Source organism: Streptomyces sp. NPDC004542 (genome assembly GCF_040610035.1).
GTDB lineage: Bacteria > Actinomycetota > Actinomycetes > Streptomycetales > Streptomycetaceae > Streptomyces.
The window spans coordinates 1-22,831 of record NZ_JBEXLP010000048.1 but is presented as its reverse complement, the minus strand read 5'-3'; the positions used below and the strand labels follow the sequence as shown (position 1 = coordinate 22,831).

Here is a 22,831-nt window from a genome sequence, read left to right as displayed (position 1 = left end):
CGCCAGGACCACAACCAGGCCCGCACCCCGCCAGCGAAGGCCGCGCCCGCGGCGGAGCCGCAATCAAACACAGCAAATCCCGTCAGGACCGCAACGAGACCCGCACCCAGCAAGGGAAGCGGGCCTTCTGCGTACCCGCCCCCACAGCGGAACCCAGCAACCCCCGCCAGGACCACAACCAGGCCCGCACCCCGCCAGCGAAGGCCGCGCCCGCGGCGGAGCCGCAATCAAACACAGCAAATCCCGTCAGGACCGCAACCAGACCCGCATCCCGCAAAGGAAGCGGGCCTTCTGCGTACCCGCCCCCACAGCGGAACCCAGCAACCCCCGCCAGGACCACAACCAGGCCCGCACCCCGCCAGCGAAGGCCGCGCCCGCGGCGGAGCCGCAATCAAACACAGGCAAGCCTCCCCACGCCCGCGCCTCTCGCCGTCGGCCCGTCTCATCCGCCCGACGGAGGTCCGGGGGCGGCAGCCCCACGATTGCGGCGCGCCAACACCCCGCACCGGCACCCCGCCTCACGCCCCGCGCCAACGCCCCCACCGGCCGGCTCCGGTCCGCCCCGAAGACACCGGCGGAGCCCACCCCCACCGGCCGGCGCCCGCCCGCCCACGAAGCACCGGAGCAACCGGCGGAGCCCACCCTCACCGGTCGGCACTCGCCGCCCACGGGTCCCGTGGAACCGGCGGAGCCACGCGGCGGTCTTGACGGCGTCACATTCCGCCGGTACCCAGAAAACAGGGCCGGGTTTTCCCCGAGCGGCCCCGGAGGTGGCGTATGGCGGCATCGGCCAGGCACGAGACGCGGGCGCTGCTCAGGGCCCATCTGTCGGCCGCCTCGTCCTACCGGCACCTCACCCGCCACTGCCCGATCTGCCACCACTTGCTGCGCCTCGCGCTGGCCTCCGCCCCGCCCGGCGCGCGGGCCCCGGAGGAGGCCGTCGAGGAGGAGAGCCCGTCCAGAGCCTGACCGTCCAGCGCACGTACGCCGGCGGCAACAAGCACGCCACCGTGTGACGGGTGTCACCGCATGAGTTTCGGCGACCGAGGTGCTTACCCGCGTCCTACAACTGGTCAATTTTATATGTGCAATTGCACCAGTCCGAAGAGCCGAGCCCAGCGGATCCGACACCACCCCCCAGACTCCGACAAGCCCGCTCACCGGAACGCCACACACTCCCGGTCCGGCGCACAAAAAAGATCGCGCTGGACCCGGCGGAGTCCAGCGCGATCCACGACGCACCCGGTGAAGCTTGCCCAGAACGTTCTGTCCGGCTTGGGAAAGGGGCCTGTTGGGGCAGGTCCCGCGTCGCTTGGAGCTTGGGTTTCGGGCGCTTCGGCAGGTGGGGGACCCGCCGCATCACCCGGTTATTCAGTTGTTCAGGCCTCGCTGCGCTGCTGCGGGATGCCCGCGAGCAGTGCGCGGACCTCGGCCTCGCGGTAGCGGCGGTGCCCGCCGAGCGTGCGGATCGATGTGAGCTTGCCGGCCTTCGCCCACCGCGTGACCGTCTTGGGGTCGACGCGGAACATCGTGGCGACCTCAGCCGGGGTCAGCAGCGGCTCGGCATCAGGGGTGCGAGCGGTCATGAGCGGCCTCCTCGGGAGAACCGAACCTTCTCGGTTCTTTCCTCTAAATTCTGCACCTTGACCCGCGTTGCCCGAAATGGCGGACGCGAGTCGAGTCGGTTATAGGACGAACGGCTTGTCCTCGGCACTACAACTACACCATCTGTCCAGCCGCGTCGGCCAAACCGATGGAATTGCCCTCCCAGGTGTTCATCAGCGACGGAAGCCGATGGACCATGCCATAGCGGACAGTCACGCCACTGTGACGATCAGTCACAGTGGCGATCAGGAGTCATCAGACCCCCCAAAGCGTGCAATGCTGAGAATCCCCCCACAATCAAGCGCAAGTGGACGGAAGGAGCCCTCCCCGGGCCCCTTGTCCTATTTTGGCATGAGGGGGGGCAAGTGGCGCAAGGGCGGTGTACGTGCGGTCCATCACCCTTGTGACACCTTTGGAGCAAAAGACCGGATCGGGACCAACATCCCGTCAGGTCACCAAGGTGGCGTTACCGTACGCTGTTCGACGTCGTATCGGCCGTGACGTACGTCACTTACGGCTCGTCAGTTCGCGGAACGCCTGTCCCGCACCGACCGCCAGCGCTCCACCAGCCGCCCGTAGGCCTCCCCGGCGGCGGCCCCGTCCCCGCGGCGCAGCGCGTCGATGCCCTCGGCCACGTCGGCTGCCGAGTGGTCGTCCTCGAGCTCGCCGGCCGGCAGCACGTGGACGAGACCGCCGTAGTCCAGCTCCACCAGCGAGCGCGGGTGAAACTCCTCCAGCCAGCGGCCCACGTCCACCAGGCCGTCGATCAGCGGCCCCTCCTCGATGGCGTCCTTGAGCGCGCGCAGCCCGCGCGCCACCCGCCGCCGGGCCTGGACCATGGGCGTGCGGTAACGCAGCACGGGCGGCTCCGCGCCGGCCGCCCCGGGGTCGCCGGTGCCCTTGGCGTACTCCCGCTCCTCGTCGGAGACCAGCACGAACCAGTTGAGCGGCACCTGCCAGGTCGCGGTGCGGATCCAGGGACGGGCGTCGGGGTTGCGGGCGAGCCAGCGCTCGTAGTCCCGGCTGGCCTGCTGGCGCACGACCGGGGGCAGCGCCGCGTCCAGGACGGGCGGCGGCAGCTCCTCGGTGAGGCCGACGAGAGCCTGCCAGCCGCGCAGCCGGGTCCGCCAGGGGCAGACGCAGACCACGCCGTCGACGTCCAGGACGAAGGCGTCGCCGCTCTCCTGCACCGGCACCGGGATCGGCGGGGTGGGCAGCAGGTCGGCCAGGGAGCGGCGCAGCTCGTCCTGGCAGGAGGGACGGTCGGGGCGCCGGGCGTACCGCGCCCAGTGGTCGCGTTCCGGCTCGGGAAAGGCGGCCAGCGGCTCGTACACACGCAGGTACGTGGCGTAGGGCACGATCACCGAGGACACCTTGGACACGCCTGCTCCCTCCCCATCGGATTCGGCTCGAAACCCTCGCGGGACGGGCACGGGATCCGCACGAGCCGGGCTCGACGCGGACGGGAGAACACTGCAAATCGTGCCACGCCGATACGTGCGCGGAAGGCCCCGGAGAGTGATCCTTAACACTGCGCGGATGGCGCGCGGGCACAGGCTCTACGCTCATGCCACAGCACCCGCCACCCGCACGGGAGCTGGCCCGAGAACCACCGCCGCTACTTTCCAGGAGTCACCACAGTGACCGACGTGACCGGCGCACCTGCTGATGTACTGCACACCCTGTTCCACTCGGACCAGGGCGGTCATGAGCAAGTCGTGCTCTGCCAGGACCGCGCCAGCGGACTCAAGGCCGTCATCGCCATCCACTCCACCGCCCTGGGCCCCGCGCTCGGCGGTACGCGCTTCTACCCGTACGCGACCGAGGCGGAGGCCGTCGCCGACGCCCTCAACCTCGCGCGCGGCATGTCGTACAAGAACGCCATGGCCGGTCTCGGCCACGGCGGCGGCAAGGCGGTGATCATCGGGGACCCCGAGCACCACAAGAGCGAGGAGCTGCTGCTCGCCTACGGGCGGTTCGTGGCCTCGCTCGGCGGGCGGTACGTCACCGCGTGTGACGTCGGCACGTACGTCGCCGACATGGACGTCGTGGCGCGCGAGTGCCGCTGGACGACGGGCCGCTCCCCGGAGAACGGCGGGGCCGGCGACTCCTCCGTGCTCACCGCCTTCGGCGTCTACCAGGGCATGCGGGCCTCCGCCCAGCACCTGTGGGGCGACCCCTCGCTGCGCGACCGCCGGGTCGGCGTCGCGGGCGTCGGCAAGGTCGGGCACCACCTGGTGCGGCACCTGCGGGAGGAGGGCGCCGAGGTCGTGATCACGGACGTGCGCGCGGAGGCCGTGCGGCGCGTCCTCGACCAGCACGCCGAGGGCGTCACGGCCGTCGCGGACACGGAGGCGCTGATCCGCGTGGAGGGCCTGGACATCTACGCCCCCTGCGCGCTCGGCGGCGCGCTGAACGAAGACTCCGTGCCGGCGCTGACCGCCCGGGTGGTGTGCGGCGCCGCCAACAACCAGCTGGCCCACCCGGGCGTGGAGAAGGACCTCGCCGACCGCGGGATCCTCTACGCGCCGGACTACGTGGTGAACGCCGGCGGGGTCATCCAGGTGGCCGACGAGCTGCACGGGTTCGACTTCGACCGGTGCAGGGCGAAGGCGGCGAAGATCTTCGACACCACGCTGGCCATATTCGCACGTGCGAAGGAAGACGGCATTCCGCCGGCCGCCGCGGCCGACCGGATCGCCGAGTCGCGGATGGCCGAGGGCAGGGCTTCGCACAGCTGAGCGGTACCCGTCGGCGGCAACTTGGAGACAACTCTCACTTCCGTCGGCGGGTCGCCCCCGGATAAGTGGTTAAAATCGCCACTGACCAGCGAGGACGGGGCGCCTCGAAGGTCCTGGGCACACGCGCGTGCTGCGGGCGACGTACCGTATGGGCGCGGGCTCAGGTACCGTGGAAGCCCTACGGACCGGCCTCTCCGCGGAGAGTCCGTTCCAGATCATGAACGCGTGTCAGACTCTGGGGCCGTCGAGCCCCGTCGTTGAGGGGGTCGAGCCATGGGGCGCGGCCGGGCCAAGGCCAAGCAGACGAAGGTCGCCCGCCAGCTGAAGTACAACAGCGGCGGGACGGACCTGTCACGCCTGGCCGAGGAGCTGGGCGCATCGACGTCGAACCAGTCGCCGAACGGCGACCGTTTCGAGGACGATGAGCAGGACGACGACGATCTGTACTCTCGTTACGCCGACCTCTATGAGGACGACGACGAGGATGAGGACGACCAGTCCTCGCAACACCGTCGCGGCGCTTGACCTTGCACTGAGCACTCACCCGGTCGGTGACTTCGGTCACCGACCGGGTTCTGTGCTGCCCGCAGGTCTCAGCGCTGGTGGTCGCCGACCAGTTCGGCACCGGTGGTGTGCTCGCCCCGGGCCGTGATCTCGCCCGCCACCCAGGCGTCGACCCCGCGGTCGGCCAGCGTCGCGAGGGCGGCGTCCGTCGACTCCTCGGGGACGATCGCGATCATGCCGACGCCCATGTTGAGGGTCTTCTCCAGCTCCAGCCGCTCGACGCCGCCGGTCCTGGCGACGAGGTCGAAGACCGGGCCGGGCGTCCAGGTGGAGCGGTCGACGGTGGCGTGCAGGGTGTCCGGGATCACCCGGGCCAGGTTGGCGGCCAGGCCGCCGCCGGTGACGTGGCTGAAGGCGTGCACGTCGGTGGTCCGGGTGAGCGCCAGGCAGTCCAGCGAGTAGATCTTCGTCGGCTCCAGCAGCTCCTCGCCCAGGGTGCGGCCGAGCTCCTCGATCCGCGAGTCGAGCGACAGGCCCGCGGTCTTCAGCAGCACATGGCGGACCAGGGAGTACCCGTTCGAGTGAAGCCCGGAGGACGCCATGGCGATCACGGTGTCGCCCTCGCGGATGCGGTCCGCGCCGAGCAGCCGGTCGGCCTCCACGACGCCCGTACCGGCGCCGGCCACGTCGAAGTCGTCCTCGCCCAGCAGACCCGGGTGTTCGGCCGTCTCGCCGCCCACCAGGGCGCAGCCTGCCAGCACGCAGCCCTCCGCGATGCCCTTGACGATGGCGGCGACCCGCTCGGGGTGGACCTTGCCGACGCAGATGTAGTCGGTCATGAACAGCGGCTCGGCACCGCACACGACGATGTCGTCCATGACCATGGCGACCAGGTCGTGGCCGATGGTGTCGTACACGCCCAGCTGCCGGGCGATGTCGACCTTGGTGCCCACGCCGTCCGTGGCGGAGGCGAGCAGCGGGCGCTCGTAGCGCTTGAGGGCGGAGGCGTCGAAGAGCCCGGCGAAGCCGCCGATGCCGCCGAGGACCTCGGGGCGCCGGGTCTTCTTGACCCACTCCTTCATGAGCTCCACCGCGCGGTCGCCCGCCTCGATGTCGACGCCCGCGCTCGCGTAGCTGGCGCCGCCCACGGCATTACTGGTCTCGGAAGACATGACCTTGAGAACTTTCGTGTCGTACGACGGGGCTTACGGGCGACGGATCGCGTCGGCGGCGGCCGTGGCCGCCGGACCGGCCGCGAGCTCGGTCTCCAGCAGCTGCTTGCCGAGCAGCTCGGGGTCCGGGAGCTCCATCGGGTACTCGCCGTCGAAACAGGCGCGGCACAGGTCCGGCTTGGCGATGGTGGTCGCCTCGATCATGCCGTCGATGGAGATGTACGCCAGCGAGTCGGCGCCCAGCGAGGTGCCGATCTCGTCGATGGTCATGCCGTTGGCGATGAGCTCGGCCCGGGTGGCGAAGTCGATGCCGAAGAAGCAGGGCCACTTCACCGGCGGCGAGGAGATCCGGATGTGGACCTCGGCGGCGCCCGCCTCGCGCAGCATGCGGACCAGGGCGCGCTGGGTGTTGCCGCGCACGATGGAGTCGTCGACGACGACCAGGCGCTTGCCCTTGATGACTTCCTTCAGCGGGTTCAGCTTCAGTCGGATGCCGAGCTGGCGGATGGTCTGCGAGGGCTGGATGAAGGTCCGGCCGACGTAGGCGTTCTTCACCAGGCCCGCGCCGAAGGGGATGCCGCTGGCCTCCGCGTAGCCGATGGCGGCCGGGGTGCCGGACTCCGGGGTCGCTATGACCAGGTCGGCCTCGACGGGGGCTTCCTTCGCCAGCCTGCGGCCCATCTCGACGCGCGAGAGGTAGACGTTCCGCCCTGCGATGTCGGTGTCCGGGCGGGCCAGGTACACGTACTCGAAGACGCAGCCCTTGGGCTTCGCTTCCGCGAACCGGGAGGTGCGCAGGCCGTTCTCGTCGATGGCGACGAACTCGCCCGGCTCGATCTCCCGGACGAAGCTCGCGCCGCAGATGTCGAGGGCGGCGGACTCGGAGGCGACCACCCAGCCGCGCTCCAGGCGGCCGAGGACCAGCGGGCGGATGCCCTGCGGGTCGCGGCCGGCGTAGAGGGTGTGCTCGTCCATGAAGACGAGGGAGAAAGCGCCACGGACCTTCGGCAGGACCGTGTGGGCGGCTTCCTCGATGGTCAGCGGCTTGCCGTCGTCGTCGACCTGGGCCGCGAGGAGCGCGGTGAGCAGGTCGGTGTCGTTGGTCGCCGCGACCCGGGGGGAACGGCCGCCGGGTTCCTTCGGCAGTTCGGCGACCATCTCGGCGAGCTGCGCCGTGTTGACCAGGTTGCCGTTGTGGCCGAGCGCGATGGAGCCCTGCGCGGTGGCCCGGAACGTCGGCTGGGCGTTCTCCCACACGGAGGCGCCCGTGGTCGAGTAGCGGGCGTGTCCGACCGCGATGTGACCCTGGAGCGAACCGAGCGAGGTCTCGTCGAAGACCTGGGAGACCAGGCCCATGTCCTTGAAGACGAGGATCTGGGAGCCATTGCTGACCGCGATTCCCGCGGATTCCTGACCCCGGTGCTGGAGGGCGTAGAGCCCGAAGTACGTGAGCTTTGCGACCTCTTCACCCGGAGCCCAGACACCGAAGACGCCACAAGCGTCCTGGGGGCCCTTCTCACCGGGGAGCAGATCGTGATTGAGTCGACCGTCACCACGTGGCACGCTCCCGAGTGTAGGCGAGGTCGACCACTGGTCCGAATTGACGATACGTGCCCGTTACCGGGCAGGCGATGTCGATCACCTTGGGGCTTTCTACGTTTCCCCTGGTCAGAGTGGCGCCTCGGGGAGCGGCTCGGCGGCCGTGCGCGCGGTCGGGGGCCGTCGCGGGGCCCTCGTACCCGTGGATGAGTGAGGTGTCGCACATCATTCGGGTGCGCTGCGGGTGAGGTGCACGCGGTCGCCGTGACCGTTGGTGGCGGTGAGCTTCCCGTCGTCGGTCCTGACGGTGAGGGTCTGGCCGGCGAGTGCCCGGGCGAGGGTGCGCTCGAAGGTCATGCGGGGGCGGTCGCAGGCCATCCGGGTGGTGCGGAGGTCACCGAAGGTGATCCGGTCGCCGCGGACGGTGGCCCGCGCGCTGAACTGGTTGCAGCCGAGGTTGCCGGCCGCCCTGCCGCCCTCGTCGATGCGGAGGCGGGCGGAGGCCGGGGCACGGTGGAGGGCGCCGTCGGCGGTGACGCTGTCGACGCGCCAGTCGACGCCGGTGACCGGTTGCCGGACCGCCACCGAGCCGCTGCCCGCCCGCTCGCCGCCGCAGGCCACCGCGAGGGGGACGAGGGCGGCGGCCGCGGTCCGGGTGATGCGCCGCTTCCTGATCCGGTTCATGGCGATTCGACGGGTTTCGCGCCCGTCCGGTTCCGGGCGCGCGGTCCCGGCGGGTCAGGACATCAGCGGCAGCAGGCCCCCGAGGTCCGCCCGTTCGCCGCTCGCGCTGACCTTGGTCTGAGCGAGGGCGTCCGTCCAGGCCAGCCGGCCGGTGGCGAGCCGGATCCAGGTCAGCGGGTCGGTCTCGACGACGTTGGGCGGGGTGCCGCGGGTGTGCCGGGGCCCTTCGACGCACTGCACGACGGCGTACGGGGGGACGCGCACCTCGGTGGAGCCGCCGGGCGCCTTCACGGCGAGCGCGTCGGCGAGGAGCCGGGTGGTGGCGGCGAGGGCCTGCCGGTCGTACGGCACCTCGAGGCCGGGCACGGCGGCGTTCAGGTCGTCGGTGTGGACGACGAGTTCCACGGCGCGGGTGACGAGGTAGTCGGCGAGCGGCAGGACGCCCGCGTTGGTCTGCAGCAGCCGGGTGCCGGGGTGGGTGTCGAGCTGCTCGACGAGGTCGCGCGCGATGCGGTCGAGGTAGGCGTCGAGGTCGGGGTGCTGCTCGGCGAGCCGCCGGGTGAACTCGTCGATGGCCGCGGAGTGGGCGGAGGTCGCGAACGGCCATTCGACGAGGGCGGCGCGGACGGCGTCCTGCCGCGCCGGCTCCGGCAGGACGAGGGAGCGCTCGATGGCCGTGAGCGCCATCCCCATGTGCGCGACCAGCTCCCGTACGGTCCAGTCGCCGAGCCGGGTGGGCAGCGCGAGCTGCTCGGACGTGAGCCCGCGCACGGCCCCCTGCACATGGGCGAGCTGGCCGAGGACCGCCGTGCGGGTCCTGGCGGGGTCGTACGTCCGGGTGCGCTTCTTGGCCGTGGGCATGCCGGCGAGCCTACGGCTTCGCGCCGTGTCCGCTCAGGCCCTTTCCGCCCGGCCGCTACGGGCGGAGGTGTCAGGAGGTGAGGTCGGAGCCCGGGGTGATCACCCAGTGGTTGCTGCGGATGACCCGGCCGGCGAAGTCGACCTCGGTCTCGCCGAGCAGGCGGAAGCCGAGGGATCCGCAGATGCCGTTCGAAGGCCCGTTGCCCGTCGCGGGGAAGGCGTGGATGTCTCCCCACCGGTCCTCGTCGCGGGCCTGTTCCAGGAGGGCACGGGTGGCGAGCTTGCCGAAGCCGCGGCCCTGGAACTCGGGCAGGACCATCCAGCCGATCTCCGCGATCGGCTCCTCGCCGGACTCGTGCGACCAGAGGCACACCTGGCCCGCGACGCTTTCGGGGGCGCCGGGATCAGGGACGATCATCTTGATCCAGGCGGTGTCGGCCATCGCTGCCTCGGCGTCCCTGCGCACCTTGTCCGTCATGCCCTCGCTGGGCAACGGCCCGCCGAGGTCCCGCATCAGCACGGGATCGCAGCGCATACGAAGGTAGGCGTCGACGTCGTCCGGGGTGACATCACGCAACAGCATGGCGGGCTCCTCGACGGTGGTGATCGCGACGACCGGGGTCCGGTCACGCCGCGCGTCCGTACGCTACGACGCCCCGATCCGGCACGGCACGGCGCCGCAGCCTGCGACCCGCGTCTTGTGGCACCCGCCGGCCACCCCGCCGGAGGACGCGCAGCCCCGGAGGAGCGCACGTGCGACGGCCCCGCCTGTCCTCAGCGACAGGCGGGGCCGTGCGGAGACCCCCGGTTACGCCAGCAGCGCCGGAATGGTCTCCTCGTGCGTCCTGCGCAGCTCTTCCAGGGTCACCTCGAACTCGCCCTGGAGCTCGACCGTGTGCCCGTCCACGACGCCGACGCGGGTGGCCGGCAGGCCTCGCGCGCCGCACATGTCGGTGAAGCGGACCTCCTCCGAGCGCGGCACGGCGACGATCGCGCGGCCCGCGGACTCGGAGAAGAGGAAGGTGAAGGCGTCCAGACCGTCGGGGACGACCAGACGGGCGCCCTTGCCGCCGAGGAGCGCCGACTCCACGACCGCCTGGACCAGACCGCCGTCGGACAGGTCGTGCGCGGAGTCGATCATGCCGTCGCGCGAGGCGGAGATCAGGATCTCGGCGAGCAGCCGCTCGCGCTCCAGGTCGACCTTCGGGGGCAGGCCGCCGAGGTGGTCGTGGATCACCTGCGACCAGGCCGAACCGCCGAACTCCTCCCGCGTGTCGCCGAGGAGGTACAGCAGCTGGCCCTCCTCCTGGAAGGCGACCGGGGTGCGGCGGGCGACGTCGTCGATGACACCGAGGACGGCGACGACCGGGGTCGGGTGGATGGCCGCCTCGCCCGTCTGGTTGTAGAGCGAGACGTTGCCGCCGGTCACCGGGGTGCCGAGCTGCAGGCAGCCGTCCGCGAGGCCGCGTACCGCCTCCGCGAACTGCCACATGACCGCCGGGTCCTCGGGCGAGCCGAAGTTCAGGCAGTCGGAGACCGCCAGCGGCTTCGCGCCGGTGGTGGCGACGTTGCGGTACGCCTCCGCGAGGGCCAGCTGGGCGCCGGTGTACGGGTCGAGCTTGGCGTACCGGCCGTTGCCGTCGGTCGCGATGGCGACGCCGAGGCCGGTGGCCTCGTCGACGCGGATCATGCCGGAGTCCTCGGGCTGGGCGAGGACGGTGTTGCCCTGCACGAAGTGGTCGTACTGCGAGGTGATCCACTTCTTGGAGGCCTGGTTGGGGGAGCCGACCAGCTTCAGGACCTGGTCCTTCAGCTCCTCGCCCGACGCCGGCCGGGGCAGCTTGTTCGCGTCGTCGGCCTGGAGCTCGTCCTGCCAGGACGGGCGGGCGTACGGGCGCTCGTAGACCGGGCCCTCGTGCGCGACCGTGCGCGGGTCGACGTCGACGATCTTGCCGCCGTGCCAGTAGATCTCGAGGCGGTCGCCGTCGGTCACCTCACCGATGACGGTGGCGATGACGTCCCACTTGTCGCAGATCTCCAGGAACCGGGCGACCTTCTCCGGCTCCACGACCGCGCACATGCGTTCCTGCGACTCGCTCATGAGGATTTCCTCGGGCGAGAGCGTGGAGTCGCGCAGGGGCACGTCGTCGAGCGTCACGCGCATACCGCCGGAGCCGTTGGAGGCGAGCTCGGACGTGGCGCAGGACAGGCCGGCCGCGCCGAGGTCCTGGATGCCGACGACCAGCTTCTCCTGGAAGGCCTCCAGGGTGCACTCGATGAGCAGCTTCTCCTGGAAGGGGTCGCCGACCTGCACGGCCGGGCGCTTCGACGGCTTGGCGTCGTCGAAGGTCTCCGAGGCCAGGATCGAGGCGCCGCCGATGCCGTCGCCGCCGGTCCGGGCCCCGTACAGGATGACCTTGTTGCCGGCGCCGGACGCCTTCGCGAGGTGGATGTCCTCGTGCCGCATCACACCGATGGCACCGGCGTTGACCAGTGGGTTGCCCTGGTAGCAGGCGTCGAAGACGACCTCGCCGCCGATGTTGGGCAGGCCCAGGCAGTTGCCGTAGCCGCCGATGCCGGCGACGACGCCGGGCAGCACACGCTTGGTGTCGGGGTGGTCGGCCGCGCCGAACCGCAGCGGGTCGACCACGGCGACCGGGCGCGCCCCCATCGCGATGATGTCGCGCACGATGCCGCCGACGCCCGTGGCCGCGCCCTGGTAGGGCTCGACGTAGGAGGGGTGGTTGTGCGACTCGACCTTGAAGGTGACCGCGTAGCCCTGGCCGACGTCGACGACACCGGCGTTCTCACCGATGCCGACGAGGAGGGCGTCGGACTCGGGGGCCTTCTCGCCGAACTGGCGCAGGTGCACCTTGGAGGACTTGTAGGAGCAGTGCTCGGACCACATGACCGAGTACATGGCCAGCTCGGCGCCGGTCGGGCGGCGGCCGAGGATCTCCACGACCCGCTCGTACTCGTCCTTCTTCAGGCCGAGTTCGGCCCAGGGCAGCTCGACGTCGGGGGTCGCGGCCGCGTGCTCGACCGTGTCCAGAGGCGTCCGGCTCATGCGTTGACCAGCTTCTTGAGGATCGAGGTGAAGAAGGGGAGGCCGTCGGTGCGGCCGGACCCGATGAGGGGCTCGACGGCGTGCTCCGGGTGCGGCATCAGGCCGACGACGTTGCCGGCCTCGTTGGTGATGCCGGCGATGTCGCGGAGCGAGCCGTTCGGGTTGTGGTCGAGGTACCGGAACGCGACCCGGCCCTCGGCCTCCAGCTGGTCGAGCGTGTACTCGTCGGCGACGTACCGGCCGTCCATGTTCTTCAGCGGGATGTGGATCTCCTGGCCCGCGCGGTAGTCGCCGGTCCAGGAGGTCTCCGCGTTCTCCACCCGCAGCTTCTGGTCACGGCAGATGAAGTGGAGGTGGTCGTTGCCGAGCATCGCGCCCGGGAGCAGGTGGGCCTCGGTGAGGATCTGGAAGCCGTTGCAGATGCCGAGGACCGGCAGGCCGGCCTTCGCCTGCTCGACGACGGGCTCCATCACCGGCGAGAAGCGCGCGATGGCGCCGGCGCGCAGATAGTCGCCGTAGGAGAAACCCCCGCACAGCACCACGGCGTCGACCTGCTTGAGGTCCTTGTCCTTGTGCCACAGGGCGACCGGTTCGGCACCCGCGAGACGGATCGCCCGCTGGGTGTCCCGGTCGTCGAGGCTGCCCGGGAAAGTGACGACGCCAATACGAGCGGTCACTTCGCGGCCTCCGCGACTTCCTCCACCTTGACGGTGAAGTCCTCGATCACGGTGTTGGCGAGGAAGGATTCGGCAAGATCGTGAATGCGGGCGAGCGCGGCCTCGTCGACCGGCCCGTCAACTTCCAGTTCGAATCGCTTTCCCTGACGTACATCGGAGATGCCTTCGAAACCCAGTCGCGGCAGTGCGCGCTGCACCGCCTGGCCCTGGGGGTCGAGGATCTCCGGCTTGAGCATGACGTCGACTACGACGCGTGCCACTGGCACTCCCGGTGTGTGGTGCTGAGCAGGTTCCTTCAGACTACCCGCACAAAATTTCTACGCGGGTAGAGTTGTAGGAACCTACGTGAGGGCCATCACGATCCGGTGTCGGACGGCGGTCGCAACGAAAAGTTCTGGGAAAGTTCGGGGATCCGTCCGCAGGCTCTATTGCGCCGGGACACGCGGACGGATTTAGCCGGGCTTCACTTCGCAATGCCGGGCACTGTACAAATGAATTAGCAATAGTCGATACTTTGCCCATTAGCAGGCGGACAGTCGACATCTCCGGGGCGTCATGGCACGTCATGACCGGCGAGGTGTCGCACGAAGGGACCGATATTCGTGGCGCAGAAGGTCGTGGTCACTCTCTTTGACGACATCGACGGCTCGGAAGCGGCGGAAACGATCGCCTTCGGACTGGACGGCAAGTCGTACGAGATCGACCTGAACCAAGCCAATGCCAAGAAACTGCGTAAGGCCCTCGAGCCGTACGTGGCGGCCGGCCGCAAGCGGTCGAAGTCGGGCAAGGCCTACCGCCAGACGGAGGTCGCCCCCGACCCCGCGGCGGTGCGCGCCTGGGCACAGGCGAACAAGATGGACGTACCGGCGCGCGGCCGCATCCCCAAGAAGGTCTACGAGGCGTTCAGCGCGGCACAGTGACGCCCGCGAGGGGTGAGCTCCCAGGGTCCGTCAGCGGGCCCTGGGAGCAGCCGACTTGCGCAACCCCCCTGCTGGTCAGCTAATGTCTGGAGCACGCCGAGGGGCGAGGCCGAAAGGCCACGGCCCACGGAGTACGTGCGGGTGTAGTTCAGTAGTAGAACATCCCCCTTCCAGGGGGAAGGCGCAGTGTGCAATTCCTGTCACCCGCTCTGCACCGCCGGTCCTGATCAGCTTGTGGATCAGGTAGGCTGGTGCTCGCACCAACCGGTGGGAGCCGGTCGGGAGCAGTGCGGACGTAGCTCAGTTGGTAGAGCGCAACCTTGCCAAGGTTGAGGTCGCGAGTTCGAGCCTCGTCGTCCGCTCCAGAGAAGCCCCGGTCATACGGCCGGGGCTTTTTCCGTTGCCCCACACGTCTTCCATTGCCCCACACGTCTTCCGTTGCCCCACACGTCTGACATTCGTCGCCCCGGGTCATGACACCGCGCACTGCCGTGGCCTCCGGGCCGCCGCGACGCTGGGGACATGGACAACGACGAACACGAGCATGTGATCGAGGTCACCGACCTGCGGCGCGTGTACGGGGGCGTCCTGGGGCGGAACCTGTCCGTCATCTCGCTGAAGAGCGAACTCGCCGTGCAACCGGCCCGGCGCGGGCGGCCGGAGGCGGTGGAACAGATGATCGAGGTACAGCGCATCGCGCAGGAGTCCCAGCGGGAGGTGCGGGAGGTCGTACGCGGCTACCGGGAGGCCGATCCCGGCGCGGAACTCCTCGGCGCCCAGGGCGTGCTGACGGCGGCCGGGATCGACCGCCAGGTCACCGCGGACGCCGCCGGGCTGCCCGCCGACGTGCAGTCCGCGCTCGGCTGGGTGGTACGGGAGGCGACGACGAACGTGCTGCGGCACGGGGACGCGGGGCGGTGCGCGGTGGGGCTGCGGAGACAGGAAGGCTGCGTGGTGCTGACGGTCGAGAACGACGGGGTCACGGGCCCCGGCGGAAGGGGCGGCTCGGGGCTCGCCGGGCTGCGGGAACGGCTGGCGGCGGTGGACGGGACGCTCGAGGCGGGACCCGTGGGGGCGGACGGGTTCAGGTGGGTGGCCGAGGTGCCCTTGGCCCCCGTGGCCGTGGGAGCGGCGGTGAACGGGGTCGCCTCGTGAGTGCCCCGGTACGCCTGTTGCTCGCCGACGACGAGCATCTGATCCGGGGCGCACTGGCCGCGCTGCTCGCGCTGGAGGACGACCTCCTGGTCGTCGCGGAGGCGGCCACCGGTCCGGAGGCGCTGGCGATGGCACGGGCCCACGCACCCGATGTGGCGGTCCTGGATCTGCGGATGCCGGGCGCCGACGGTGTGAAGGTCGCCACAGCCCCGCGGGCCGGGCTGCCCGGCTGCCAGGTGCTCATCGTCACCGGGCACGGACGGCCCGGACATCTGAGACGGGCCCTCGCGGCGGGTGTGCGGGGCTTCGTGCCCAAGACGGTCAGTGCGCAGCGGCTCGCGGAGATCATCCGTACCGTGCACGCCGGGAACCGCTACGTCGGCCCGGAGTTGGCCGCCGACGCGATCTCCGCCGGGGACTCGCCGCTGACCGCGCGGGAGGCGGAGGTGCTGGAGCCGGCCGCCGACGGGGCGCCGGTCGCGGAGATCGCCGAGCGGGCCGCGCTGTCACCGGGCACCGTGCGCAACTACCTCTCCTCGGCCACGACGAAGCTCGGGGCGGAGAACCGGCACACGGCCGTGCGTCTCGCCCGGGAGCGAGGTTGGGTATAGTTGCTCTCGCGCCACGGCGCACTGCGGACGTAGCTCAGTTGGTAGAGCGCAACCTTGCCAAGGTTGAGGTCGCGAGTTCGAGCCTCGTCGTCCGCTCCGCCCGAAGGCCCCCGGTTTCCGCCGGGGGCCTTTCGCGTTCCTGCGGTTTCGCGTTCCTGCGGCTGCGCTTCCTACGACCAGCTGACGCCCGTCAGACGCTCGTACGCCTCGACGTACTTCGCCCGGGTCGCCTCCACGACCTGCTGCGGCAGCGGCGGCGGGGGCTGCTCGCTTCGCCGGTCCCAGCCGGACTCGGCGGAGGTCAGCCAGTCACGGACGAACTGCTTGTCGTACGAGGGCTGCGCGCGGCCCGGCTGCCACTGGTCGGCCGGCCAGAAGCGGGAGGAGTCCGGGGTGAGGACCTCGTCGGCGAGGACGAGCGTGTCACCGTCGAAGCCGAACTCGAACTTGGTGTCGGCCAGGATGATCCCGCGGTCGCGGGCGATGTCCCGGCCCCGGCCGTAGACGGCGAGGGTGGCCTGGCGCAGCCGGGCGGCGGTGTCGGCGCCGACCTGGCGGGCGACCTCCTCGTAGGAGACGTTCTCGTCGTGCTCGCCCACCTCGGCCTTGGTGGCCGGGGTGAAGATCGGGGCGGGCAGCTCGGAGCCGTCGACGAGACCTTCGGGGAGGGCGAGGCCGCAGACCGTACGGGACTCCTGGTACTCGGCGAGGCCCGAGCCGGTGAGGTAGCCACGGGCCACGCACTCGACCGGGACCATCTTCAGGGACTTGCAGACCAGGGTGCGGCCCTGCCAGTCGGCGGGGGCGCCGGCGGGCAGGGCGGTGCTGATCACGTGGTTCGGGGCCAGGTCGCGCAGCTGGTCGAACCACCACAGGGAGAGCTGGGTGAGGATACGGCCCTTGTCGGGGATCTCCGTCGGCAGCACCCAGTCGTAGGCGGACATACGGTCGCTGGCGACCATCACGAGGTCTCCCGCCTCGTTCTGGTACAGCTCGCGCACCTTGCCGGTGTGCAGGTGCACCAGACCCGGAACCTGGATCGGTTCGGGCTTTTCGACGAATCCGGACACGGTTCCTCCCCGTGGTCGAACAAGAGGGGCGCCCGCAGGGCTCCCACAGGGCGGCGGTGGGAGACGGGCAGGCCTATGGCTCGATTGTCCCGTAGGGGACACGGGGCCAGGACGGCGGGTCGGTGGTGATCGCGCGCGCCGGTGGTCAGTCGCGTTTGCAGATACGGTCCAGCAGATTGGCCGTGGCGCGCTGGATACGGGGGTCCGTATGGCCGGGGCGGTCCAGGGCCGGGGACCAGGCGAAGGTGCCGGCCGCGAACACCAGGGCGCCGGAGGGGGCGCGGTAGAGGGAAGTCTCCTGGTGGCGCAGGACGCCTTCGCTGTCGGTGTACGGGGAGTGGGCGAGCAGGATGCGCTCCTCGTGCTCGGGGAGCGGGGTGCGCGGGAAGTAGCGGTCGGCCTCGCCGGCGACCATGCCCTTGATCTCGTCGCCCTCGTGCGCGCCCGTCGACTCCCACAGCCAGTGCGAGGCGTTGCGCACGACCAGGGGGTGCGGCTCGGGGACCCGGCCCGCGTACTGGATGCCGACCAGCCGCTGCTCGGGGCGGTCGATCTCGCGCCAGAGCACGGGCCTGCCCGGACCCTTGCGTTTGCGGCAGGTCAGCAGGCGGTCGGGGACGCCGGAGGGGGACGGGCCGAGCTCGACCTGCCAGTACATGGTGTTGGCGGAGAGGAAGACGAGGGAGGTGCCGTTCTCCCGGGCCAGCTCCGCCGTGCGGCGCATCTGCGTCGACCAGTACTCGTCGTGGCCGGGGAAGACCAGCCCCCGGTAGCGGGTGGGGTCGACCCGGCCGGCGTGCAGGTCGCGGGCGTCGGCGTAGGCGATGTCGTAGCCGTAGCGCTCGGCCCAGCGGATGAAGTCGTAGGCGTGGCCGACGTGCAGGGGCAGGCCAGCGCCCGCGTAGGGACGGTCGAAGGAGACCGTCGTCGCCGCGTCGGCCTCGCCCAGCAGACGGCCCTTCTCGTCCCAGGCGTGGTAGAGGCTGGCGCCGGTGTGGCCGTCCTCCGGGTAGAGGTTGTAGGCCTGCCAGGTGATGTCGGGCAGCAGCAGGAGCAGGTCGGCCGGGTGGTCGTCCCGGACGGTGAAGGGCACGTGGGAGCGGTAGCCGTCGGCCGTGGTGAGCACCGCGACGTAGGCGCCGATCGTCCAGTACGACGGGATCTGCAGGCGCCAGGAGAGCCACCAGTGGTGGCAGGAGACCGTGCGGTCGGCGGTCAGCGGCGCGGGCTGGACGATCCCGGAGAGGCGGGGGCTGGTGGTGATCTTGGCCGCGCCGTCGCCGCCGTAGTGGCCGATGCGGTAGATGTCCACGCTGAACTGCTGGGGCGGGTCGACGGTGATGTGGAAGTCGACGGCCTCGCCGGGCGCGACCGCTCCGGTGGAGGTGAAGCCCTTGATCTGGCGGTGCACGTCGTCGGCGGAGCGCGGGCCGCCGCCGGAGGTGCGGGGGGCCGGGACGCGCGGGGTGTCCCGGCCGCCGCGGGTCGTCCGTGTGTGCTGCTGGGTGGTGTCCACGTACCAGGGGACGACGTGTCCGGTGTCGTCGAAGTACGTCTCGCTGCCCCGCAGCCAAGGAACCGGGCCCTGCCCGAAGGGGTCCGTGACGGCGTGCGCGAGTGCTCCCGACTCCCAGCGGCGGATGTGGTCCGAGGCCATGGCCGCTCCCCTCCCTCGTCCCCCGTGATCTCGTCTGTCGTGCGGCTTGCGTCGATGCGACTCGGTCTGTGCGCCTGGTGCCTCTGTGCCGGTCTGCCTGGCCCGTCTGCCTGTGCGGTGTGCCTGCCTGGCCGGTGCGCCTGTGCGCCTGTGCGCCTGCCTGGCCGGTGCGCCTGTGTGCCTGTGTGCCTGTCGTATGTCGTACGCGCTTGCCGGGTGCGCGGTCTCCCAGCACATCACATTCAGCACGCGTACGGTCACTATTCGTTGCGAATTGACCTGAACTGGAAGTGCCTGCTCCGGTAAAGCGGCCGTCAGACGAGGCGTACGGGCTTCTCCGGGCGTATGCCCGACTCCACCAGCCAGGCCCGAAGCGGCGTCGGGTCTCCTTCCTCGATCAGGCTGAGCACGCGGGAGGAGAGGTCGGCGGCTCTTTCGCCGTTGACGAGAAGCGAAGGGCCGTCGAGCCAGTCCATCCCCGGACTCGCGCCGGCCGTGTCGACCGCGGCGCAGCACACCATCGCGGTGACGTGATCGGCGAGCAGGTCGCGGTCGGTGCGCGGGGGCTGGAGCGGGAACAGGGGGAGCGCGCCGTCGTCCCAGAGGGCCGTGGCGGGGTGCTGGCCCGCGGTGTCCGGGGCGGCCGTGGCCGCCGGGGCCGCCGGGGTAAGCCCGGTGGCCTCCTCACGGGCCACCTCGGCGCCGAGCCTGGCGGCGAGCATGGCGCTGCGCTCGTTCAGGGGCTCGGTGGCGCCCGGTTCGGTGTGCGCGCCGTGCCGGCCGTCCGCCCCCGTACGGTCTCCCGCGCCCTCGCCCCCGCCGGCCGGCCGCGCGGCGGCGGCCGGCCGGGACGACAGGTGGTCCAGCACCCGGGACAGAGTCGGGCCGTAGGACGCCGTGGGGGCGGGGGCGGGGCGGACGCCCAGGGAGTCCAGGACCCGGTGGAGACGGGCCGCGTCCGTGCGCCAGGTGCGGTCGACGACCTCTTCCGGATACTCCTGCCAGTCGACCGGGGACCAGTCCGGGCCGGGCTCGGCGGGGCCGCCGTGGAAGAGGCGGGCGGCGAGCAGGGAGGCGGCCTCGTCCACCGCGCCGGGCTCCTCGAGCAGATCACAGGCGGGACGTTCGCCCAGCCGGGAGGCGAAGCCCTCGGCCAGCCGGTCCCGTCGGGACAGCTCGGTGAGCGCCGCGACGACGCCCGCGTCCAGCCGGGACGGCCAGCGGCCCATCCGCCAGGCGGGCAGGGCGACCCGGGTCAGCAGCCGGTCCCAGCCCGCGTACGCCAGCCCCACCTGCTCCTGCGCGACGATCCGCAGCCCGTAATCCACAGCCTGTGCACGCTCCGCGGCCGCCGCCGCGACTCCGCGCTCCATCAGGGCCGCGTGCTCCCGGCAGCCGCTCAGCAGGAGCCGGGCCACCCAGCGGAGGCCCGCGCACACCCCCCGGGTCAGCGGGCAGCGACCGGGCGTCGAGGCCACGGCCACCGCCGCGTCCAGCCCCCGCACGAAACGCCGGGCCGCCGCTATGTCCGGCTGCGCGGAGGGCCCCGTACCGGCGACGACCGGGGCGAGCACCGCCCGTAGCTCACCGACCCGCATCCACCACAGGAACGGGGAGCCGATGACGAGAACGGGTGCGGTGGACGTACGGCGACGGCTCCGCCCCGGCCCCGCTGTCCCGTCGCCGGACTCGTGCGGCGGCGGGCCGTGGGCCGGGTGCGTACGGTCCTCCAGCCAGCTGTCGCAGTCCGGCGTGAGCGCTATCGCGGAGGGCGCGGGCACGTCGAGGCGGTCGGCGAGTTCGCGCACCATGCGGTACAGGTCCGGCGCGCGGTCCTCGGCGATCGGCACCGTGGGGCTCACCGCGGGCCGGGCGCGGGCGACGACCAGGCCGATGCCGACGGCAACCAGCAGCACCGCCAGCGCCAGCGCGCTCACGGCCCAGCGTGCGACGTCCCAGCCCCGGCCGACGAGGTGGCCGCCGGCACCGCCCGCCAGCAGGATCACGGCGGCCGCCGCGGGCAGGACGGCGACGGCCAGCGCCCGGCCGCGCACCCGCAGCACGGCGAGGGCCCGGGAACGCGCGGCCTGCGCGCCCGCCTCCATACCCATACCGGTCACGACCGGACCTCACCCCCTCCGTGCTGTCCTCGCGCTGTCCTGGCGTTGGTCACTCCCCCACTGTGGCACCCGTCACTGACATCGCAATGCCGGTGGGCCAAGTGCCGGAAAGCTTGCGCCGCACCATAGTTGGGGCCTGGGCCCCCGTCAGCCGGATGGGGTATCGGTCACTCGATGGAATGGCCTTGGTCAGAGGTGGACGACGCACAGCAAAGGTCAGGCCCCGGATTCGCATCCGGGGCCCGGGTGTCCACAAGGGGTTCACGACCGGCGTTTCTACGCGCCCGCCGCCTCCACGGCCGCCTTCATAGCGATGTCCGAACGGTGCTGGGAGCCGTCGAGGCGGATCCGGGCGACGGCGGTGTACGCCCGGTCGCGCGCCTCCGTCAGGTCCTTGCCGGTGGCCGTGACGGACAGCACCCGTCCGCCCGCGCTTCTGACGGTGTCGCCGTCGCGCCTGGTGCCGGCGTGCAGGACGTAGGCGTGCGGGGCGTCCACGGCCGCCACGTCGTCCAGGCCGGTGATCGGGTCGCCGGTGCGCGGGCTGCCGGGGTAGTTGTGCGAGGCCACGACCACGGTGACCGCCGCGTCGTCGCTCCAGCGCAGCGGCGCGAGGTCGGCCAGGGTGCCGTTCGCGGCGGCGAGCAGGACACCGGCCAGCGGGGTCTTCAGCCGGGCCAGCACGACCTGGGTCTCCGGGTCGCCGAAGCGGGCGTTGAACTCGATGACCCGTACGCCTCGGCCGGTGATCGCGAGACCGGCATAGAGAAGACCGGAAAACGGTGTGCCCCGGCGGCGCATCTCGTCGACGGTCGGCTGCAGGACGGTCTGCAGCACCTCCTCGACCAGCTTCGGGTCGGCCCAGGGCAGCGGGGAGTAGGCGCCCATGCCGCCGGTGTTCGGGCCCTCGTCGCCGTCCAGCGCCCGCTTGAAGTCCTGGGCGGGCTGCAGCGGGACCACCGTCTCGCCGTCGGTGACCGCGAAGAGCGAGACCTCCGGGCCGTCGAGGAACTCCTCGATGACCACCCGCTCGCACTCGGCCGCGTGGGCCTTCGCGGCGTCGAGGTCGGAGGTGACCACGACACCCTTGCCGGCGGCCAGCCCGTCGTCCTTGACCACGTACGGGGCGCCGAAGGCGTCGAGGGCCTCGGCGACCTCGTCGGCGCTCGCGCACACGTACGAGCGGGCGGTCGGTACGCCGGCCGCCGCCATGACGTCCTTGGCGAAGGCCTTGGACCCCTCGAGCTGCGCGGCCTCCCGGGAGGGGCCGAACACCGGAACACCCGCCTCGCGCACGGCGTCGGCGACCCCGGCGACCAGCGGGGCCTCCGGGCCGACCACCACCAGGTCGGCGTCCAGCTCGGTGGCCAGCGCGGACACCGCCTTGCCGTCGAGCGCGTCGACCTGGCGCAGCTCGGCGACCTCGGCGATGCCGGCGTTGCCGGGAGCGCAGTACAGCGCGGTGACGTCGGGATCGAGGGACAGGGAGCGGCACAGGGCGTGTTCGCGGGCGCCGCTGCCGATGACGAGGACCTTCACGGGGGCCAGCCTAGCTGGCGTTCCTCATGAAAGCCGGGGGGCGGGGACCTTGTGTGTTCCTACGAGCGAACGGCTACTCGTTGGAGAACTCCTCCACCACCGTAGCCCCCAGCTCCCGCACGATGAGTTCGTGGCCGGAGAGGGCCGACTCGTCGAGGTCGGGGTCGTCGTCCTCGGGGGTGTCGTCCTCGGGGGCGACCGGGGCCGGCGGCTCGGGGGCGGACGCGCGGGGCGCGGGGGCCTGGGCGGGTGCCGCGGCACCGGGGCCCGAGGACCCGGCCTGCGGCGCCGACGGGCCCGACCCGGCGGTCGCGGGGGCGGACGGGCGCTGCGCAGGGGCGGTCGCGGGGCCGGGCCCGCCGTAGCCACCGCCACCACCGGCGCCGTACCCGGAGGGGCCGGGCCCACCGAAGCCGCCGCTCCCGCCCCCGCCGGCCGACGGGGGGGCCGAGCCGCCGGAGGGGTCGACGAGGGCCTCGATCTTCCACTGCACGTTGAACTGCTCGGCCAGCGCCTGCCTCAGCACGTCCTCGCTGCCGCTGCCGGCGAAGTTGTCGCGGGCACCGGCGTTGACGAAGCCGAGTTGCAGGGTGGTGCCGTCGAAACCGGCCACGTGGGCGTTCTGGCTGAGCAGGATCCAGGTGAAGCGACGGCGGTTCTTGACCGCCTCCAGGATGTTCGGCCAGAGCATGCGCGGGTCGAGGCCGCCGGCGGCCGCGGGGGCCTGGTGGGCGGAGGCGGCCGGAGCGGAGGGCACGGGTGATGCCGGTGGTGCGGGTGGTGCGGCCACCGGGGCTGCCGGGGCCGTCGGGGCCGTCGGGGCCGTCGGGGCCGGGGAAACCGCGGACGTGGACGGCTGTCCGCCGCCGGCCGGGGCGGCCGTGGGCCAGCCACCGGGCCGCCGGCCGC

General features: G+C 71.7%; 19 protein-coding genes, 3 tRNA genes and 2 pseudogenes. 9 read left to right on the top strand and 15 right to left on the bottom strand.

All coding sequences use genetic code 11. From position 1 onward, the window contains the following. The first annotated feature begins 777 nt into the window (after positions 1–777). A complete protein-coding gene (locus tag ABZX30_RS24285; protein ID WP_355936798.1) occupies positions 778–969 on the top strand; it encodes a DUF6274 family protein in 192 nt (63 codons plus the stop codon). Positions 970–1,379: 410 nt separating this feature from the next. Here ABZX30_RS24285 and bldC read toward each other — a convergent pair whose 3' ends face one another. Further along, positions 1,380–1,586, bottom strand: a complete 207-nt coding sequence (gene bldC, locus ABZX30_RS24280) for a developmental transcriptional regulator BldC (RefSeq protein WP_003949541.1) — start codon at positions 1,584–1,586, stop codon at positions 1,380–1,382. Positions 1,587–2,126: 540 nt separating this feature from the next. Beyond that, entirely contained in the window at positions 2,127–2,987 is an 861-nt protein-coding gene (locus tag ABZX30_RS24275; RefSeq protein ID WP_355936795.1) for a hypothetical protein, read from the bottom strand. A 258-nt stretch (positions 2,988–3,245) separates the two neighbouring features. On the opposite strand from ABZX30_RS24275, the gene ABZX30_RS24270 reads away from it, so the two are divergent. After that, positions 3,246–4,346 (top strand): Glu/Leu/Phe/Val dehydrogenase dimerization domain-containing protein, encoded by a 1,101-nt coding sequence (locus tag ABZX30_RS24270; RefSeq protein WP_355936792.1) that lies wholly within the window; start codon positions 3,246–3,248, stop codon positions 4,344–4,346. 273 nt (positions 4,347–4,619) lie between these two features. Continuing rightward, positions 4,620–4,871 (top strand): DUF3073 domain-containing protein, encoded by a 252-nt coding sequence (locus ABZX30_RS24265; RefSeq protein ID WP_355936789.1) that lies wholly within the window; start codon positions 4,620–4,622, stop codon positions 4,869–4,871. 68 nt (positions 4,872–4,939) lie between these two features. Here ABZX30_RS24265 and purM read toward each other — a convergent pair whose 3' ends face one another. From purM to purS, 8 genes are all read right to left on the bottom strand, one after another. Next, on the bottom strand, positions 4,940–6,022 hold the full coding sequence (gene purM / locus ABZX30_RS24260; protein ID WP_355936786.1) for a phosphoribosylformylglycinamidine cyclo-ligase: 1,083 nt from the start codon (positions 6,020–6,022) through the stop codon (positions 4,940–4,942). A gap of 33 nt (positions 6,023–6,055) precedes the next feature. Further along, entirely contained in the window at positions 6,056–7,585 is a 1,530-nt protein-coding gene (purF, locus tag ABZX30_RS24255; RefSeq protein WP_355936783.1) for an amidophosphoribosyltransferase, read from the bottom strand. A 201-nt stretch (positions 7,586–7,786) separates the two neighbouring features. Further along, complete coding sequence (locus ABZX30_RS24250; protein WP_355936781.1) at positions 7,787–8,245, bottom strand: META domain-containing protein; 459 nt, start codon at positions 8,243–8,245, stop codon at positions 7,787–7,789. A 54-nt stretch (positions 8,246–8,299) separates the two neighbouring features. Further along, the gene (locus tag ABZX30_RS24245) at positions 8,300–9,106 is read right to left on the bottom strand and encodes a sterol carrier family protein (protein ID WP_355936779.1); all 807 of its coding nucleotides are present in this window, start codon (positions 9,104–9,106) and stop codon (positions 8,300–8,302) included. Positions 9,107–9,176: 70 nt separating this feature from the next. Beyond that, positions 9,177–9,689: a GNAT family N-acetyltransferase gene (locus tag ABZX30_RS24240; RefSeq protein WP_355936776.1), complete on the bottom strand. Its 513-nt coding sequence runs from the start codon at positions 9,687–9,689 to the stop codon at positions 9,177–9,179. 225 nt (positions 9,690–9,914) lie between these two features. Then, complete coding sequence (purL, locus tag ABZX30_RS24235) at positions 9,915–12,173, bottom strand: phosphoribosylformylglycinamidine synthase subunit PurL (RefSeq protein ID WP_355936773.1); 2,259 nt, start codon at positions 12,171–12,173, stop codon at positions 9,915–9,917. Beyond that, a complete protein-coding gene (gene purQ, locus ABZX30_RS24230; RefSeq protein ID WP_355936771.1) occupies positions 12,170–12,850 on the bottom strand; it encodes a phosphoribosylformylglycinamidine synthase subunit PurQ in 681 nt (226 codons plus the stop codon). The genes purL and purQ overlap by 4 nt, the downstream gene beginning before the upstream one ends. Then, complete coding sequence (gene purS / locus ABZX30_RS24225) at positions 12,847–13,110, bottom strand: phosphoribosylformylglycinamidine synthase subunit PurS (protein ID WP_015659417.1); 264 nt, start codon at positions 13,108–13,110, stop codon at positions 12,847–12,849. The genes purQ and purS overlap by 4 nt, the downstream gene beginning before the upstream one ends. Before the next feature lie 342 nt (positions 13,111–13,452). Between purS and ABZX30_RS24220 the strand changes: the two genes are divergently transcribed. From ABZX30_RS24220 to ABZX30_RS24195, 6 genes and pseudogenes are all read left to right on the top strand, one after another. Continuing rightward, on the top strand, positions 13,453–13,770 hold the full coding sequence (locus ABZX30_RS24220; protein WP_355936768.1) for an Lsr2 family protein: 318 nt from the start codon (positions 13,453–13,455) through the stop codon (positions 13,768–13,770). A 137-nt stretch (positions 13,771–13,907) separates the two neighbouring features. Further along, a tRNA-Gly gene (locus ABZX30_RS24215) sits at positions 13,908–13,979 on the top strand. Between the two features lie 80 nt (positions 13,980–14,059). Beyond that, positions 14,060–14,135 (top strand) — tRNA-Gly (locus ABZX30_RS24210). A gap of 220 nt (positions 14,136–14,355) precedes the next feature. Continuing rightward, positions 14,356–14,925: pseudogene (locus ABZX30_RS24205) on the top strand (histidine kinase); the annotation flags it as partial. Further along, a complete protein-coding gene (locus tag ABZX30_RS24200; RefSeq protein ID WP_355936765.1) occupies positions 14,922–15,536 on the top strand; it encodes a response regulator transcription factor in 615 nt (204 codons plus the stop codon). The pseudogene ABZX30_RS24205 and the gene ABZX30_RS24200, both read left to right, overlap by 4 nt. Before the next feature lie 23 nt (positions 15,537–15,559). Continuing rightward, positions 15,560–15,632: transfer RNA gene (locus tag ABZX30_RS24195), tRNA-Gly, on the top strand. Between the two features lie 74 nt (positions 15,633–15,706). Here the strand turns inward: ABZX30_RS24195 and ABZX30_RS24190 are convergent. The 5 genes and pseudogenes from ABZX30_RS24190 to ABZX30_RS24170 form a co-directional block, all read right to left on the bottom strand. Further along, positions 15,707–16,606, bottom strand: coding sequence for a phosphoribosylaminoimidazolesuccinocarboxamide synthase (locus ABZX30_RS24190; protein ID WP_355936762.1), 900 nt, complete (start codon positions 16,604–16,606; stop codon positions 15,707–15,709). Positions 16,607–16,751: 145 nt separating this feature from the next. Next, positions 16,752–18,263, bottom strand: a complete 1,512-nt coding sequence (locus ABZX30_RS24185; protein WP_355936759.1) for a N,N-dimethylformamidase beta subunit family domain-containing protein — start codon at positions 18,261–18,263, stop codon at positions 16,752–16,754. A gap of 314 nt (positions 18,264–18,577) precedes the next feature. Further along, positions 18,578–20,374 (bottom strand): hypothetical protein, encoded by a 1,797-nt coding sequence (locus tag ABZX30_RS24180; protein ID WP_355936857.1) that lies wholly within the window; start codon positions 20,372–20,374, stop codon positions 18,578–18,580. A 285-nt stretch (positions 20,375–20,659) separates the two neighbouring features. Continuing rightward, a complete protein-coding gene (gene purD, locus ABZX30_RS24175; protein WP_355936757.1) occupies positions 20,660–21,922 on the bottom strand; it encodes a phosphoribosylamine--glycine ligase in 1,263 nt (420 codons plus the stop codon). A gap of 73 nt (positions 21,923–21,995) precedes the next feature. Next, positions 21,996–22,831: pseudogene (locus ABZX30_RS24170) on the bottom strand (DNA polymerase III subunit gamma and tau); the annotation flags it as partial.

Bases quoted from the DNA above. Each gene is read 5' to 3' on its own strand.
- ABZX30_RS24265 (WP_355936789.1), top strand. From the start codon at position 4,620: ATGGGGCGCGGCCGGGCCAAGGCCAAGCAGACGAAGGTCGCCCGCCAG.
- purM (WP_355936786.1), bottom strand. From the start codon at position 6,022: ATGTCTTCCGAGACCAGTAATGCCGTGGGCGGCGCCAGCTACGCGAGC.
- ABZX30_RS24240 (WP_355936776.1), bottom strand. From the start codon at position 9,689: ATGCTGTTGCGTGATGTCACCCCGGACGACGTCGACGCCTACCTTCGT.
- ABZX30_RS24180 (WP_355936857.1), bottom strand. From the start codon at position 20,374: ATGGGTATGGAGGCGGGCGCGCAGGCCGCGCGTTCCCGGGCCCTCGCC.
- ABZX30_RS24285 (WP_355936798.1), top strand. From the start codon at position 778: ATGGCGGCATCGGCCAGGCACGAGACGCGGGCGCTGCTCAGGGCCCAT.
- ABZX30_RS24185 (WP_355936759.1), bottom strand. From the start codon at position 18,263: ATGGCCTCGGACCACATCCGCCGCTGGGAGTCGGGAGCACTCGCGCAC.
- purL (WP_355936773.1), bottom strand. From the start codon at position 12,173: ATGAGCCGGACGCCTCTGGACACGGTCGAGCACGCGGCCGCGACCCCC.
- bldC (WP_003949541.1), bottom strand. From the start codon at position 1,586: ATGACCGCTCGCACCCCTGATGCCGAGCCGCTGCTGACCCCGGCTGAG.
- ABZX30_RS24250 (WP_355936781.1), bottom strand. From the start codon at position 8,245: ATGAACCGGATCAGGAAGCGGCGCATCACCCGGACCGCGGCCGCCGCC.
- ABZX30_RS24245 (WP_355936779.1), bottom strand. From the start codon at position 9,106: ATGCCCACGGCCAAGAAGCGCACCCGGACGTACGACCCCGCCAGGACC.